This is a genomic window from Kitasatospora sp. NPDC041988 (assembly GCF_055588525.1).
Map to the genome: position 1 here is coordinate 54769 of NZ_JBVJCO010000001.1, position 14816 is coordinate 69584.

Genomic DNA, 14816 nt, shown 5'->3' on the forward strand with positions numbered 1-14816 from the left:
GCATGCGCCAGCTGGAAGCCAACGACCCGACCAGGATCGGCCCGTACGCCCTGCTCGGCCGGCTGGGGGCCGGCGGCATGGGGGTGGTCTACCTCGGCCGGTCGGCCGGCGGACGGACCGTCGCGGTCAAACTGGTCCGGCCCGAACTGGCCGGCGACGCGAAGTTCCGCGCGCGGTTCCGGGCCGAGGTCTCGGCGGCCCGGGCGGCCTCCTCGGCGTTCACCGCCCCCGTCGTGGACGCCGACACCGACGCGCCCGTGCCCTGGATGGCGACCGCCTTCGTGCCGGGGGTCGCGCTGGACGAGGCGGTCCGGCTGGTCGGCGCGTTCCCCGACCACGTGCTGCGCATCCTGGCGGCCGGGATCGCCGAGGAGCTGAAGAACATCCACGCCGTCGGGCTGACCCACCGGGACCTCAAGCCGAGCAATGTGCTGCTTGCGCTGGACGGGCCGCACGTCATCGACTTCGGCATCGCGCGGGCGGCCGACGGCACCGCGTTGACCGCCGAGGGCGCGATCTTCGGCACGCCCGCCTTCATGTCGCCGGAGCAGGCCATGGGGGAGCGGGCGAGCGGGGCGAGCGACGTGTTCTCGCTCGGCTCGACCCTGGCCTTCGCCGCCTCCGGCGGGACCGGGCCGTTCGACGGCGGGCATCCGCTGGAGATGCTGCGCAAGGTGGTGAGCGAGGAACCGGACCTCGCGGCGGTGCCCGGCGGGGTGCGGCTGCTGGTCGCGGCCTGCCTGGCCAAGGCCCCGGGGGACCGGCCGACGCCGCAGCAGCTCGCCGCCTCCCAGGGGGTGGGACCGCTGACACCGGGGACGTGGCTGCACCCGGTGCTGGTCGCGGCGATCGAGGAGGCGGCGGCGGTGATGGCCCCGCTGGCAGCCGCCGCGCCCCCGCCACCCCCGTCGCTCCCGCCGGTCCAGCCGCCGCTGCCTCCCGGGCCGGGCGGACCCGCCGGGCCGCCGCCGGTGGGGCCCTCGGCCGAGGTGCCGACGGGGCAGCCGACGCTGCTGCTCGGCCGGGTCACGCCCGCACCCCCGGCCCGGCCCGGCCGCCGCAAGCTGCTGCTCGGCCTGGCCGTCGGGGCGGTGGCCGTGGCCGGCGGTGGCACCGCGCTGTTCCTCACCCGGACGGGCGACCGCGACAAGCCGCAGGCCGCTGCCGGGCCCGGGACGGGCTCCGGCAGCCCGCCGCCGACCCCGGCCGCGAACCCGACCGACTTCTCGCGCTCGCTGGACACGGACGTCCTCGCGACCCCGCTCTGGACGACGCCCGTGGACGAGCCGCTGATCGCGGTGACGGGCGAGGGTGACACCATCGTCGTCGCCGGAATGAAGGGCGTCTCGGCGTTCGACCGGGCGGGGAAGCCCCGATGGGGACCGCTGACCAACTACTCCGCACCGGCCGGGGTCGGCAGCGGCGACTGCCCGGTGGCGGTCGGCGGGGGCATGGCCTACGTGATGGGGTACGGCGGTGAGACCGACCTGACGTACGTCTTCAAAGCCGTCGACCTCGCGACCGGAACCGTCGCCTGGACCTTGAACCGGCCGGACCTGCGGATCGCCCGCTCCGCCTCGGTGGTGGGACTCCTCGACAACCTCGTCTACGTCCACGGGGAGGCGATCGGCACCTTCCACCTCCCCGACCCGAAGGCCCCGGTCGCCTACACGGGGGGCTTCGTGTGGGCGGTGGATCCGGCGACGCGTCAGCTCCGGTGGCAGCTTGTCCGAGCGCGCGGCGTGACGGAGACCACCAGGCTCTCGATCCCCTCCACCGGGACCCGCCTGCTGTGGGAGACCTACGACCTGGACCTCAACACCTACAAGAAGACGGGGAAGCTGGAGGCCCTCGACGTCAACGACGGCGGCAAGAGCCTCTGGCAGCAGCTGGCGCCGGGCAGCGGAGCCACGGTCATGATGTTGCCCTTCTTCGGCGACGGCCAGCACAGTTCGGCCGGGGGCTACTTCCTCTACCTGGGCGACCGGCTCTACGCGGTCGACCCGGCGGACGGGAAGGTGGCCTGGCAGTCCGCCGGGGAGTGGGCCTTCAAGGGGGCGGTGGCGAGCCCCGACGGCACCACCGTCTACGCCCTGGGAGCGCACTACGCGAAGGCCTGTACGGTCGTCCAGGCGTTCGACGCCAAGACCGGTGCCGTCCGCTGGTCGGGCTCCCTGCCCAGCGGGCTGCTCCAGGACATGGCCGCGCACTACGCGGACGAGACCCTCTACATCTGGGTCCACGGCAAGGTCTGGGCGCTGGATCCGGCCACCGGCTCCCCCCGCTGGACCTTCGACTTCCACCCCAGCAGCGGCAGTGCGACCCCCGTGCCGTACTGGGCCGGCGGCGGCCGGCTCTACGGCCCGACCGAGAAGGGCCTGGTGGCGATCGCCGCCGACGGCAAGGCGGCTCACGGCTGAGGCGCACCGCCCGGCGGCCGCATCCTCGGAGGCCGTGACGCCGCCGGGCGGCCGTGTGCCCGAGGACACGGCGGGAGCCCGGTTCGGCGGAACCGGCCGGGGTAGGTGCCGCGTCGAAGCGTTCGAGGGCGCGCCGGCCGGCGGCCGTACGAGGGACGGGGGCCGCGACGGTCATGGGATTCGTGATCCTGCTCGTTGTGCTCGGTGGCGGGGCCGGCCTGGTCCTGTCCGGCGTCAGCAAACTGCACACGGTGGTGCCCACCTGCTACGGCCGGCCGATGGAGCCGGGCGACATCTGCCACCCCAAGGTCACCGGATCGTTCTCCGAGGGGATGCCCGAGCCGCACGACACCACCTACCAGGAGCAGTTGGACAGCCTGACCAGCGGGGGCTGGACGTCGATCGCGCTCGGTGCGGTGCTCGTGGTGCTCGCGCTGGTGATCGGGATCGGCTGGGCGGCCGAGGTGGCCCGCGGCCGGGAGACGTGAGCCGCGCCCTCCTCTTCCGGATGCCGTGCGCGGGGCCGCCGACCGGCGGGCCCACGCACGGCATCCGCTGCGGGGTGGGTCAGCGGGGCATGACCGTGATGCCGAGCATGCGGGCGCCGGTGTGGGTGCGGGGGCGGTGACTGCTGCCCGGGGCGAAGACGACGTAGGTGCCGGGGCCGTGATGTTCGGTGCCCTCGATCACCTCGCCGCTCAGTACGTAGTAGCGCTCCTCTGCGGAGTGGACGTCGACCTCCGGCCACTCCGTCCCGGGGGCGAAGTCGATCAGCCAGCCGCGGGCGTACTCGGTCGCCGGCAGCCGGCGGCGCACGATCCCGGGTGCGACGTCGGCCGGTTCGACGTGGTCGACCTGGACGGTGGTCTTCAGTGCTGTGGCGTCATGGGTTTCGCTCATGCGGCCACTGTGCGGCAGGGCGGTGCACGCCTTCGAGAGTCTGGAAAGACATCCATGGATATATTCCTGCCATGAGCCGTCATCGCGTGGTCGCCCTGCTGAACGAGCCCCAGTCGCCCTTCGAACTCGCCTGCGCCAGTGAGGTCTTCGGCACGGTCCGCCCGGAGGTGCCGGTGCGCTACGACTTCCGGGTGTGCACCGAGCGCCCCGGGCCGGTGGCGACCACGGCCGGGTACGCGATGCTCGTCGACGCCGGGCTGGACGCCCTGGCGGAGGCGGACACCGTGATCGTCCCCGGGTGGCAGCCGCCCGGCGGCCCGGTGCCCGAGGCGGTCGTGGCGGCGCTGCGGGACGCCCACCGCCGCGGGGCCAGGATCGTGGCCATCTGCACGGGGGCGTTCCTGCTGGCCGAGGCCGGACTGCTCGACGGCCGCCGCGCCACCACCCACTGGCGCCGCACCGACCAGCTCACCGCGGCGTTCCCCGGCGTCGAGGTGGACCCGGACGTGCTGTACGTCGACCACGGCGACGTGGCGACCAGCGCCGGGACGGGGGCCGGCATCGACCTGTGCCTGCACCTGGTGCGCGCCGACCACGGCGCGGCGTACGCCGCCCAGGTCGCCCGGAGCATGGTGCTGCCGCCGCACCGGGAGGGCAGCCAACTCCAGTACGCCGTGCGGCCCGAGCCCGCCCGGGCCGTCGACGAGTCGCTGGCACCCCTGCTGGAGTGGGCCTCCTCCCGGCTCGGCACCCGGCTGACCCTCGACCGGCTCGCCGAGCACGCCGGGCTGTCGAGCCGCACCCTCGCCCGGCGCTTCGACCAGCAGCTCGGCGTCAGCCCCGGCCAGTGGCTGCTGCGTCGGCGGATCGAGGCGGCCCGGGTCCTGCTGGAACGGACCGACCTGCCGGTGGAGGCCATCGCCACCCGGGTGGGCCTCGCCTCCGCGGTCAACCTGCGCCACCGGTTCCGGGCCGCCCTCGGCACCACCCCCGGCGCCTACCGGCGGGCCTTCGGCGAAGCCCGGTAGGCGCGGCCCGGCAGGAGCGGTCTGGTAGGAGCGGCCTGGTCGGCGCGGCCCGGCTCGAACGGGCCGGGGAGGGCCACCCCGCAGGGGGAGCTGTCCTCGCATCGGCCGTGCGGCGACGGACCTGCCGTCCGGGCGCTCTACCGCCGGAGGGTGTCCTCGATCGCGAGGCTGTCCGCGTAGCGGGGGAGGAGTCCGGCGGCGCGGGCCTCGGCGAGGGTGGGGGCGACGCTGTCGCGGTCCGAGAGGATCGGGGGCGTGTCGGTGGGGACGGGGAGGGCGAGTTCGGGGTCGAGGACGGAGACGGCCTGCTCGTGCTCGGCCACGTAGGGGTGGGTGAGGAGATAGGAGACGACGGAGTCCTCGGCCCGGCTGATGAAGGCGTGCCCCACCCCGACGGGGAAGTAGACCGCTTTGAAGGTACGGGGGTTGAGGAGGACGGAGTCCCACGCGCCGTAGGTGGGTGAGCCGATGCGGAGGTCGACGACGATGTCGAGGACTTCGCCGTGCGGGCAGTACACGTACTTGGCGGTGCCGGGCGGCGTGGTGGTGAAGTGGATGCCGCGGACGACTCCGCGGCGGGAGCGGCTGTGGTTGCTCTGCGCGGTGGGGAAGGCGGGGAGGCCGGTCGCCTCGGTGAAGGCGGCGATCTGGAAGGGCGAGACGAACAGTCCGCGGTCGTCGGGGAAGATGCGGGGGGTGAACTCAAGGGCGCCGTCGACGGCGAGTTTGCGTGCTTCCATGTCGTCTCCTGGAGGCGGGGCGGGCCGGTTGGCAGGCGGGGCGGGCCGGTTGTCACGCGGGCTGACAGGCCGGGCAGGCGGATGCGCGGGGCGTCTGCGGGGTCAGAGCTTCCGGAGGATCTCGCGGAGGGTGTCGATGACCCGGTCCTGCACGGCGGGTGTGAGGGTGGGGTACATCGGGAGGGAGAAGATCTCTTCGGCGAGCTGTTCGGTGACGGGCAGCGAGCCCCGGCCGTAGCCGAGGTGGGCGAAGCCGGTCATGGTGTGGACCGGCCAGGGGTAGCTGATGTTCAGTGCGATGTCGTGGGCCTTGAGGGCCTCCAGGACGGCGTCGCGCTGCGGGTGCCGGACCACGTAGACGTAGTAGACGTGCTCGTTGCCGGGGGCGGTGGCGGGCAGGACGAGGTCGGTGTCGGCGAGGCCCTGGCGGTAGCGGTCGGCGACGGCGCGCCGGGCGGCGGTGTAGTGGTCGAGCCGGCGGAGTTTGCGGCGCAGGATCTCGGCCTGGACTTCGTCGAGGCGGGAGTTGTGGCCGGGGGTCTGTTCCACGTAGTAGCGCTCGGCCATGCCGTAGTAGCGCAGCCGGCGCAGCCGTTCGGCGGTGCCCTGGTCGCGGGTGAGGACGGCGCCGCCGTCGCCGTAGGCGCCGAGGACCTTGGTCGGGTAGAAGGAGAAGGCCGCCGCGTCACCGGTCGAGCCGGCGACGCGGCCGTGCCGGCGGGCGCCGTGGGCCTGGGCGCAGTCCTCGACGAGTTTGAGGTCGTGGGCGGCGGCGAGCTGCTGCAGGGGTGCGAGGTCGACGCACTGGCCGTAGAGGTGGACCGGCAGCAGGGCGCGGGTGCGGTCGGTGATCGCGGCGGCGACCTGACGGGTGTCCATCAGGTAGGTGTCCGGGTCGATGTCGACGAAGACGGGGGTGGCTCCGGCGCCGTCGATGGCCAGGACGGTGGGTGCGGCGGTGTTGGAGACGGTGATGACCTCGTCGCCGGGGCCGATGCCGAGGGCCTGCAGGGCGAGCTTGACGGCGTTGGTGCCGTTGTCGACGCCCAGGCAGTGGTCGACGCCGTGGTAGGCGGCGAACTCGTCCTCGAAGGCCCGCATGCTGGCACCGAAGACGAGTTGTCCGGAGCGGAAGACCTGGTCGACGGCGTCGAGGAGGTCGGCGCGTTCGTTCTCGTATTCCTGGAGGTAGTCCCACACCCGGATGGTCATGTGTTCTGCTGGTCCGTTCTCTGCGTGGTGGTGCCCCGGGGCGGATGCCCGGCCGGGGAGGGGTTCGGTGGCGTGCCCGGGGTCAGCCTGGTCGGCCGGGGGTGCCGGCGAGGGCGTCGACGGTGGCTGCCAGGGCCTGTTCGAGGGGCACGCTGGGCCGCCAGCCGGTGGCGTGGCGGAAGGCGGAGGAGTCGATGGTGACGCTGCGGAAGTCGGTCGCGGGGGCGTGGTCGGGCGGGGTGACGGAGAGCACGGGTACCGGAGGGCGGCCGGTGCGGGCGGCGACGAGGCCGGCGATGGTGTGGAAGACGTCGCCGAGCGGTTCGCCGTGGCCCGAGCCGAGCAGCCAGTGGCCGCCGACCAGGCGGTGCGGTTGACGGGCGGCGGCGGTGAAGGCGGTGGCGACGTCGGTGACGCAGAGCAGGTCGCGGCGCACGGTGCCGTCGTGCCACAGGGTGAGCGGTTCGCCGGCCAGTGCCCGCCGGATCATGTACGAGACCACGCCCCGGTCGTCCGCCCCGGGGGCGGTGGGCGCGCCGAAGACGGTGGGCAGGCGCAGGCTCACCCCGCGTACCGCTCCGGCGGCGGTGGCCTCCTTGAGGAGCTGTTCGGCGCGGAGTTTGTGGCGGTCGTACTCGGTCGCGGGGTGGTCGGGTTCGCTGCCGTCGATCGGCTCGGTCTGCGGCACTCCGATCTGGGAGGCGGCGCCGGAGTAGAGGAGCAGCGGGGGCCGCCCGCCGGGCGGGCGGTTGCCCAGTACCTCGGTCAGGGCGGCCATCACGCCGATGTTGACCGTCTGCGGGTCGTCGCCGGTGTCGGCGGCGCGCCATCCGCCGGTGTGCATGACGAGGGAGACGACCACGTCCGAGCCGGCCACGGCCTCGGCCAGGGCGTCCCGGTCGGTGAGGTCGGCGCTGCAGACCTCGGTGGAGGAGGCGCCCGCGGGTACGGTGCTGGGCCGGCGGGCCACGGCCCGCAGCCGGACGGGGAGGCGGCTGAACGCGGCGGTGACCGCGGAGCCGACGAAGCCCGAGGCGCCGAGCACCGTGATCAGCGGGGTGTCGTCGGGGCCGGGGAGGGGGGCCGTCATGGGTGTCTGGTTCCTTCGTTCGGCCGCGGGCGCCGCCCCGCCCGGGGCCTGGGGCGGCGGGGCGGGCCGTCGGGGGCGGGTCAGGACGCGGTGGCGGACAGGGCGGCCGGCCGTCGGCGGGCGGCGAGGAGGGTGACGGGGCGTTCGACCAGGGTGTGCAGGATCCACGCCAGGCCCAAGGAGAGGGCCAGGCCGAGCAGGACGACGAGCAGCTCGACGCCGGTGGAGGAGGTCCACTCCGGGCCGAGGGCTTTGCGCAGCTGGGTCAGCACGAGGTAGTGCACCATGTAGAAGGCGAAGGACAGTTCGCCCAGCCGCACCCAGAGCGGCGTGCGCAGCAGGGAGGGCGTGCCGCGGGTGTCGGCGGTCGCCGAGGCGGCGATGAGCGGGCCCACCCAGACGGAGGCGAGGCCGCCGACGCCCAGCAGGTAGGAGGAGTAGGTGGAGACCAGGTAGCCGGCGACGGCGAGGGCGAGGCCGGGCAGCAGGCCGACGCGTATCCACTGGCCGGTCAGGACGAGCCGGGCCAGCAGGATGCCGAGCAGGAAGTCCAGCATCCGTACGGGCGGGAAGAAGTAGACGAACCACACCTGGTGGAAGGACATCGACTCGAAGCCGGGGTAGGGCAGGGCGGGTTCGTTGGAGATGACGTAGCGGGCGGTCAGGGCGGCGGCGGCGCACAGGGCGACCACGGCCGCGGTCGCGGGCCACAGTGCGCGTCGCGGAATGCGCTTGACGGCCGGCAGCAGCAGGGGGAAGGCGAGGTAGAACAGCAGCTCGCAGGAGAGTGACCAGCTGACCGGGTTGCCGGAGGCCGAGACCAGCGGGTCCGGCCACCAGGACTGCAGGAGGAGCAGGTTGGGCAGCCACCCGCTGACGCCGAGGGCGGTGCCGGTGCCGACGGTCAGCAGCATCGCCGCCACGAAGGTGACCAGGTGGTTGGGGAAGATCTTGGCCAGGCGCCGGCGCAGGAACTGGCCCCGCGGGGCGCTGCCGCGCTGGGACCAGGTGAGGACGAAGCCGCTGAGGACGAAGAAGAACCCCACGCCGTAGCTGCCGCCGCGTTCCATGGCAGAGTGCAGGTGTTCGCCGGTTGTGCCGCTGACGAACCCGACCTCGACGAAGCCGTGGTAGAGGAAGACCAGCAGTGCGGCGGCGAACCGCAGGCCGGTCAGGGTGTCGAGTCTGGACGCCGGGGCGGCGGCGGTGGTTCTCGCGGGGTGCTCGGTCATGGCCTGGTTTCCTTCGGGAGCCCGCGCCGCCCCGGCGGGGACGGCGGACGCGGGACGGCGGACGCGGGACGGCGGACGCGGGGAGGTGGCGGGAGGGCGGACGCGGGGAGGTGGCGGGAGGGCGGGGCGGGGCCGGCACGCGGTGCCGGGTCCGCAGGGGTGGTGCGGGCGGGTCAGGTGGTGCTGAGCAGACAGGCGAGCAGGGTGCGTGCCTGGATGTTGACGTGGTGTCCGAAGCGGGTGATCCGGGCGAGTTGGTCGAGGGTGGCCCACCGGTACTGCGGGGGTTGCTCGACGGGGAACCCCTCCGGGGCCTCGACGAGCATGTTGCGGCTCTGCGCGTGGTGGAAGCGGCCGCCCTCCTCGGACTGCAGGACGTCGTAGTGCACCCGGGCGGCGGGGGCGGAGAGCACGTCGTCGAGGAAGGGGGAGGTCTCGCCGGGCAGGCACTGGACGGTCGGGGCGAGTTCGGGCCCGTTGAGGGAACCCGCCTCCTCGTGGGCCTGCACCAGGACGTGCAGGACGCCGTCGAGGCGGGTGGCGAGGAAGGCGTGGACGGCGGTGCCGGTCGGTTCCAGCAGCGGCTGGGACCAGGAGGCCACTTCGCGGTTGTCCGCCTCGACCTGGGCGCCGATGACGGCGAACGGGCCGCCGTCCCGGTGGGCGATGCGGTCGGGGGTGCGGATCCAGCCGGCCTGCTCGGTGTCGGCGAGCGGCACCCGGCGCGCGGAGCCGGGCGCGCCGGCGCGCATGTCGGTGAGCCAGCGGGTGAGTTCGTCCAGGGTGTGCCGGGGCCGCGCGGTGGGGCTGAGCGACTGCAGGACGGCCGCACCGACGCCGTGGGCGCCGGGCGGGACGAGGCCGTGCGAGTCGATGGGGACGCAGGACAGCACGGTGCGGGAGTCCATGTTGACGAGGTGTTCCTGCCGGAGCAGGCGGCCGATCTGGCCGAGCGTGAGCCAGTGGAAGTTGTGGTTCCCGGGGACGGCCTCGGTGGTCTCGACCACCATGTGCCGGTTGCGCTTGTGCAGGAAGTACGAGCCGTGTTCGGACTGCAGGAGGTCGACCAGGACTTCGGCGCGGCCGGGGCGGGCGAAGTACTCGAGGTAGCGGACGGCCGAACCGCCGTGCGCCTGGGTGTAGTTGCTGCGGGTCGCCTGCACGGTCGGGGACAGCTGCACGGTGTTGATGTTGCCGGGCTCCATCTTGGCCTGCATCAGGAAGTGCAGGATGCCGCCGAACTCCCGGACCAGGATGCCCAGGGTGCCGATCTCGGGCTGGATGATGATCGGCCGGGCGTCGCCCGGGGCGGGGCGGTCGCCGTCCTCGGCGCGCAGCCCCTCGATGCAGAAGAACCGGCCGCTGCGGTGGCGCAGGTTCCCGGTGCCGGGTTCGCTGTACCACTGGTCGAGGGCGTCGAAGGGGATCCGGGAGACCTTGAAGTGGCGTGCGCAGCGCTCGGTGTACCAGGTGTGGAAGGCGCTGAGCGGGAAGTGCGTGCTGTCCTGGGCGGCGAGGGAGAGCATGAAGCGCTGTGCGAGGGAGGGGGTGCCCCTGCCGGGCAGCGGGTGGGCGGCCGGAAGGGGCGGTGACAGCTTTTCCATGGCTTCTCCGCAACGGGTGGGGCCGGCCGGGGCGGCCGGGATGTGGTCGGTGGAGGCCGGACGGCTCGGGCCGGGCTGGGGATCGTCAGACAAGCCCTACGCCCGGTGGTGGGCGCCGCTCTCCTGCGGCAGCGGGCGGGCCTCCCCGTCCGGGGACCCCGCGGGCGGCGCGAGGGCGTCCGGCGCGTCGGTGTCGTGCGTGTCGGCGTTCGGCGCGTCGGCGTCCGCAGCGGCCGCGTCCCGTGCGTCGGCTTCCGGAACGGCGGCGCTCCGCTGGGGGCGGCCGTGTCCGAGCAGCCGCAGCAACGGGACGGGCAGGGCGGTGGTCAGCAGGGTGATGACGGTGAGGATGGCGAACATCCGCTGGTCGATGATCCCGGCCTGCTTGCCGATGCCGAGGACGACCAGCTCGGTCAGGCCGCGGGCGTTGAGCAGGATCCCGAGGCCGGCCGCGTCGCGCCAGCCCATGCCGGCCGGCCGGGCGCAGAGACCCGCGAGGAGCTTGGTGAGCACCGCGGCGACCAGCAGCGCGCCGCCCGCCAGGAGGGTGTCCGCGTCCAGCGGCAGCGCCCCGAGGTCGACCGAGAGCCCGAACCCGAGGAAGAAGAACGGCAGCAGCAGGGTGCCGGAGAACGACGCCACCCGGTCGGCGGCCGCGTCCAGGGCCGGTGTCCCGGTGGGGTACGCCGCTCCGGCGAGGAAGGCGCCGATCACCGCGTGCAGGCCGATGGCCGAGGTCAGCGCGGCCGCGCCGCAGGCCAGACAGAGCAGCAGGACGATGGCCGCGCCGCCGTCGCCCGGTGCCGTGCGGACACCGGCGGCGGGGCGGTCTCCCGCCGCCGCGCGGGTGCGGCCGAGCCGGAGGTGCGCGGTGCGCCGCAGCGCGGTGCGGACCGGCCAGAGCAGCAGCACGGCGGTGGCGAGGCCGCCGCCCGCGGTGACCCACGGGCTCACCGTGGTGCTGCCCTGGGCCAGCGCGACGGCCACGGCCAGCAGCAGCCAGGCACCGGCGTCGCCGACGGCCGCGGCCAGCAGGGAGAGGCGCCCGAGCGGCGTACGGGTCAGGCGCAGCTCCTCCAGGATGCGGGCCAGGACCGGGAACGCGGTGATGCTCAGTGCGCAGCCGAGGAAGACGGTGAAGGCGAGCGGGTCCTGGGCGGGGCCGAGGTAGCGGCTGCCGAGGGCGACCGCGGCCACCGTCCCGGCCGCGAACGGCACGGCGAGGGAGGCCTGGGTGACCAGCACGTTGCGGCTGCCCGTTCCGCGCAGCCGGACCGAGGCGAGCTCCCGTCCGACACCGAACATGAAGAGCACCAGGCCGAGTTGGGCCAGGGCGTTGAGCATCGGCAGGACGCCGGCGGGCAGCAGCCACGCGGTGGCGCCGGGGGAGAGGCGCCCGAGCAGGGTGGGCCCGAGCGCGATGCCGGCGCAGATCTCGCCGACCACCGGCGGCTGGCCGGCCAGGACGGCCAGGCGCCCGGCGAGCCGGGCCACACCCAGGACCACCACGACGGCGATCAGGAAGTGCACGGTGGGATCCGGGTGGGCGCCGGCGCCGGCCCGGGCGGCCCCGCCGCCGGTGCCCTGGACGTGATTCAGGGCGATCAGGCTCACGACCGCCGGCACCACCGCCAGCGCGACGCTGATGCCGATGACGCGCCGTCGGCGCGCGGTGTTGTTCTTCTGGGGGGTTTCGCTGGCTCTCGTGAGCCTGTCCGTACTCATCCGGTCCGTCTTTCTCACGGTGTCCAACAGGTGAGTCCGGGCGAGAACCTAGGTGCCGCCGAAGGACGCCGGATAGGCACAATTGCGCATTCCCCGCGCGCCCGGCGGCCGGTGTGGCGATCCGCCGCCGGTCCGTCGCTGCTCGACTAGGCTGCCTGGCGGCAGAGCTTGGCAGGCCTTGCCGGACCTTGCGATTCCTCGGCAGACCTCGGCAGACCTCGGCAGGCAAGCGGACTTCGGCAGGACAAGGGGTGGGCGTGAGCGGGCAGACGTTGACGGACCGTGCGTTGAACCGTGCGTTGCTGGCCCGGCAGGGGCTGCGGGAGCGGCTCGACCTGCCGCTGCCGCAGGCCGTCGAGGCGATCGGCGCCGTCCAGGCGCAGTACGGGCCGGCGCTGCCGGTCGCCCTCTTCAGCCGGGTGCGGGGCGTGGACGCGGACAGCGTGCGCACCGCGCTGGAGCGGCGCGAGCTCGTGGTCGGCACGCTGCTGCGGCGCACGCTGCACCTGGTGACCCCGGAGCAGCACGGAGCGTACGCGGCCGTGGTGGCGGCGGTCGGGGACGACACCTGGCGTCGCACGCGCGGGGAGTCGGCCGCGACGACGGACCGGCTGCGGGAGCAACTGGCCGAGTACGCCGGGTCGGTGGCGCGGTCGCCGCAGGAGGTCGCGGACTGGGTCGAGAAGTGGGTAGCCGCCAACCCCGAGGCCTTCGACGCGGCCGAGCTGGAGCTGCAACGCACGTACAAGTGGCGGCCGTTCCGTTCGACGGTGGCGCTGGTCCGCTCGCCCGCCGACGGGGTGTGGGGGGAGGGCATCCCGGAGGGGGTGATCGCCGCGCCGCGGTCGCCGGAGGGCGTACCGGCGGAGGAGGCGCTGGAGGAGGTGGTCCTGCGTCATCTGCGGGCGTTCGGCCCGGCCGGGGCCGACGACGTCGCGCAGTGGATCGGCGCGAAGGTCACCCCGGTGAAGGCGCTGTTGGCGTCGTTGGGCGAGCGGCTGGAGGTGTTCCGGGACGAGGACGGACGGCTGCTGTACGACCTGCCGGACGCGCCCCGCCCGCCGGCCGAGGAGCCGGTGCCGGTGCGGCTGCTGCCCTGGTTCGACAGTGCCCTGCTGGCGTTCGCGCCCAAGCGGCGGGCCCGGATCCTGCCGCCGGAGTACAAGAACGCGGTCTACGCCAAGGCCAACCTGCAGTTGAAGCCGACCTTCCTGGTGGACGGAACGGTCGCCGGGGTGTGGTCGCTGGACCGCAAGCGGCGCGAGGCGGTGCTGACCCTCACGCCCCTGCGGAAGCTCACCCGCGCGGTGACGGCGGAGCTGGTCGCGGAGGCCGAGCGGCTGCTGCCGGTGGCCTTGCCGGACGGCCCGGCCCACGTCGTGCTGGCCGACTGAGCCGCCAGCCTGGCACCGCGGCCGGGCGGGGTGCATCCGGCCGGGGTGCACTCGGGCCGGACGCACCGGGCCGGGCGGGGCGGCCGACTGGCCACAACTGAGCAGCGGGCGCGCCCGGGTGGGCGGTAGACAGCAGCCAACCGACTGCTGAGGAGCCCTCGATGCGTGTGCTGTTCACGACGACACCGGCCCCCGGGCACTTCCACCCGCTGGTCCCGCTGGCCGCCGCCGCCCGGGCGGCCGGCCACGACGTCGCCTTCGCCACCGGCCGCTCGATGCTGCCGGAGGTGACGGCGATGGGACTGCGCGGCTTCGCGGCGGGCCTGAGCCGGGACGGCGACGGCGACGCCGAGTTCCTGCGGATCAAGGAGAGCGCCCGGGGCCTGCCGCCGCACGGCGTGGAGATGGACCGGGTGGCGATCGCCCGGATCCTGTACGGGGTCCGGGCCCGCCGGATGGTCCCGGACCTGCTGGAGCTCGCCAAGAGCTGGCACCCGGACGTGATCGTGCGCGACAGCTACGAGGTGGGCGGCGCGGTGGCGGCCGAGGTGCTGGGCGTGCCGCACGCGGCGCTGGACACCACCCCGCTCTACGACATGGGCCCGCTGAAGGACCTCATCGCCGAGGAGCTGGCGAAGGTCCGGGCCGAGGCGGGGCTGGCGCCCGACCCGCAGGAGCTGATGCTCCACCGCCACCTGTCGCTGAGCTGCGCGCCGCCCGGGTACCTGTACCCGGGCCGGACTCGCCCGCGGACCCTGCGGGCGCTGCGGCCGATGCCGTTCGACCGCGCCGAGGGCGAGGAACTGCCCACGTGGGTCACCGAGTTGCCGGACCGTCCGACGGTGTACGTGACCTTCGGGACGATCGCGAACCGCTGGGTGCCGGGGGCCTTCCCCGGCCTCTTCGGCCGGGTGCTGGAGGCGTTCGCCGACGAGCCGGTGAACGTCGTCGCCACCACGGACCGGGACAGTGATCCGGCCGAGCTCGGTCCGCTGCCGCCCAACACCCGGGTGGAGCGCTACATCCCGCAGAGCCTGCTGCTGCCGCACTGCGCGCTGGCGGTCACCCACGGCGGCTTCAACACGGTGGTGGGCGCGCTGGACGCCGGCATCCCGCAGGTGGTGGTGCCGTTCCTGGGGGACCACCCGGACAACGCCCGCCGGGTGGAGGAGCTGGAGATCGGCCGTTGCGTCGACCCGGCCACGCTGACCCCCGAGGCGGTGCGCGCGGCCGCGGCGGACGTGCTGGCGGACGCGCGCTACCGGGAGAACACCGCGCGGTTGCGCGCCGAACTGCGTGGCCTGCCGGGGCCGGCCGAGGCGGTCGGGCTGCTGGAGCGGCTGGTGGCGGACGGCGCCCTGCCGCTGGACTGACGGCTCCGGGGCGGGGGGGGGACTCCGGGGGTTGATTTGGTGGGGACCGCGAGCGAGGGGGGGGGGGGGGGGGGGGGGGGTATCAAGAGGCGGCTGGT

General features: G+C 74.3%; 12 protein-coding genes. 5 read left to right on the forward strand and 7 right to left on the reverse strand.

Translation table 11 applies throughout. The features are described from left to right. Window positions 1–2: 2 nt before the first annotated feature. Window positions 3–2420 carry a protein kinase domain-containing protein gene (locus ACZ6NC_RS00285; RefSeq protein WP_465727315.1) on the forward strand — a complete coding sequence of 806 codons (2418 nt, stop codon included), beginning with the start codon at window positions 3–5 and terminating at the stop codon, window positions 2418–2420. Between the two features lie 182 nt (window positions 2421–2602). Further along, complete coding sequence (locus ACZ6NC_RS00290; protein ID WP_465549576.1) at window positions 2603–2908, forward strand: hypothetical protein; 306 nt, start codon at window positions 2603–2605, stop codon at window positions 2906–2908. A 79-nt stretch (window positions 2909–2987) separates the two neighbouring features. On the opposite strand, the gene ACZ6NC_RS00295 is transcribed toward ACZ6NC_RS00290, so the two are convergent. Further along, the gene (locus tag ACZ6NC_RS00295) at window positions 2988–3320 is read right to left on the reverse strand and encodes a cupin domain-containing protein (protein ID WP_465727317.1); all 333 of its coding nucleotides are present in this window, start codon (window positions 3318–3320) and stop codon (window positions 2988–2990) included. A gap of 71 nt (window positions 3321–3391) precedes the next feature. Between ACZ6NC_RS00295 and ACZ6NC_RS00300 the strand changes: the two genes are divergently transcribed. Further along, window positions 3392–4348, forward strand: a complete 957-nt coding sequence (locus ACZ6NC_RS00300; RefSeq protein ID WP_465727319.1) for a GlxA family transcriptional regulator — start codon at window positions 3392–3394, stop codon at window positions 4346–4348. Between the two features lie 137 nt (window positions 4349–4485). Here ACZ6NC_RS00300 and ACZ6NC_RS00305 read toward each other — a convergent pair whose 3' ends face one another. The 6 genes from ACZ6NC_RS00305 to ACZ6NC_RS00330 all read right to left on the reverse strand — a co-directional run bounded on the left by ACZ6NC_RS00305 (window position 4486) and on the right by ACZ6NC_RS00330 (window position 11951). Further along, the gene (locus tag ACZ6NC_RS00305; protein ID WP_465727321.1) at window positions 4486–5088 is read right to left on the reverse strand and encodes a dTDP-4-dehydrorhamnose 3,5-epimerase family protein; all 603 of its coding nucleotides are present in this window, start codon (window positions 5086–5088) and stop codon (window positions 4486–4488) included. A gap of 102 nt (window positions 5089–5190) precedes the next feature. Continuing rightward, window positions 5191–6300, reverse strand: coding sequence for a DegT/DnrJ/EryC1/StrS family aminotransferase (locus ACZ6NC_RS00310; RefSeq protein WP_465727323.1), 1110 nt, complete (start codon window positions 6298–6300; stop codon window positions 5191–5193). 82 nt (window positions 6301–6382) lie between these two features. After that, window positions 6383–7390, reverse strand: coding sequence for an NAD-dependent epimerase/dehydratase family protein (locus ACZ6NC_RS00315; RefSeq protein WP_465727325.1), 1008 nt, complete (start codon window positions 7388–7390; stop codon window positions 6383–6385). A gap of 80 nt (window positions 7391–7470) precedes the next feature. After that, window positions 7471–8622: an acyltransferase family protein gene (locus tag ACZ6NC_RS00320; RefSeq protein WP_465727327.1), complete on the reverse strand. Its 1152-nt coding sequence runs from the start codon at window positions 8620–8622 to the stop codon at window positions 7471–7473. A gap of 173 nt (window positions 8623–8795) precedes the next feature. Then, the gene (locus ACZ6NC_RS00325; protein WP_465727329.1) at window positions 8796–10226 is read right to left on the reverse strand and encodes an NDP-hexose 2,3-dehydratase family protein; all 1431 of its coding nucleotides are present in this window, start codon (window positions 10224–10226) and stop codon (window positions 8796–8798) included. Between the two features lie 96 nt (window positions 10227–10322). Then, complete coding sequence (locus ACZ6NC_RS00330) at window positions 10323–11951, reverse strand: cation:proton antiporter (protein WP_465727331.1); 1629 nt, start codon at window positions 11949–11951, stop codon at window positions 10323–10325. A 257-nt stretch (window positions 11952–12208) separates the two neighbouring features. Between ACZ6NC_RS00330 and ACZ6NC_RS00335 the strand changes: the two genes are divergently transcribed. Both ACZ6NC_RS00335 and ACZ6NC_RS00340 read left to right on the forward strand, forming a co-directional pair. Then, the gene (locus ACZ6NC_RS00335) at window positions 12209–13345 is read left to right on the forward strand and encodes a winged helix DNA-binding domain-containing protein (RefSeq protein WP_465727333.1); all 1137 of its coding nucleotides are present in this window, start codon (window positions 12209–12211) and stop codon (window positions 13343–13345) included. A gap of 161 nt (window positions 13346–13506) precedes the next feature. Then, window positions 13507–14718 (forward strand): glycosyltransferase, encoded by a 1212-nt coding sequence (locus tag ACZ6NC_RS00340; protein WP_465727335.1) that lies wholly within the window; start codon window positions 13507–13509, stop codon window positions 14716–14718. The last annotated feature ends 98 nt before the right edge of the window (window positions 14719–14816 follow it).

Coding starts and splice junctions, on each gene's coding strand:
- ACZ6NC_RS00285 (WP_465727315.1), top strand. CDS start 3: ATGCGCCAGCTGGAAGCCAACGACCCGACCAGGATCGGCCCGTACGCC.
- ACZ6NC_RS00295 (WP_465727317.1), bottom strand. CDS start 3,320: ATGAGCGAAACCCATGACGCCACAGCACTGAAGACCACCGTCCAGGTC.
- ACZ6NC_RS00300 (WP_465727319.1), top strand. CDS start 3,392: ATGAGCCGTCATCGCGTGGTCGCCCTGCTGAACGAGCCCCAGTCGCCC.
- ACZ6NC_RS00305 (WP_465727321.1), bottom strand. CDS start 5,088: ATGGAAGCACGCAAACTCGCCGTCGACGGCGCCCTTGAGTTCACCCCC.
- ACZ6NC_RS00310 (WP_465727323.1), bottom strand. CDS start 6,300: ATGACCATCCGGGTGTGGGACTACCTCCAGGAATACGAGAACGAACGC.
- ACZ6NC_RS00315 (WP_465727325.1), bottom strand. CDS start 7,390: ATGACGGCCCCCCTCCCCGGCCCCGACGACACCCCGCTGATCACGGTG.
- ACZ6NC_RS00320 (WP_465727327.1), bottom strand. CDS start 8,622: ATGACCGAGCACCCCGCGAGAACCACCGCCGCCGCCCCGGCGTCCAGA.
- ACZ6NC_RS00325 (WP_465727329.1), bottom strand. CDS start 10,226: ATGGAAAAGCTGTCACCGCCCCTTCCGGCCGCCCACCCGCTGCCCGGC.
- ACZ6NC_RS00330 (WP_465727331.1), bottom strand. CDS start 11,951: ATGAGTACGGACAGGCTCACGAGAGCCAGCGAAACCCCCCAGAAGAAC.
- ACZ6NC_RS00340 (WP_465727335.1), top strand. CDS start 13,507: ATGCGTGTGCTGTTCACGACGACACCGGCCCCCGGGCACTTCCACCCG.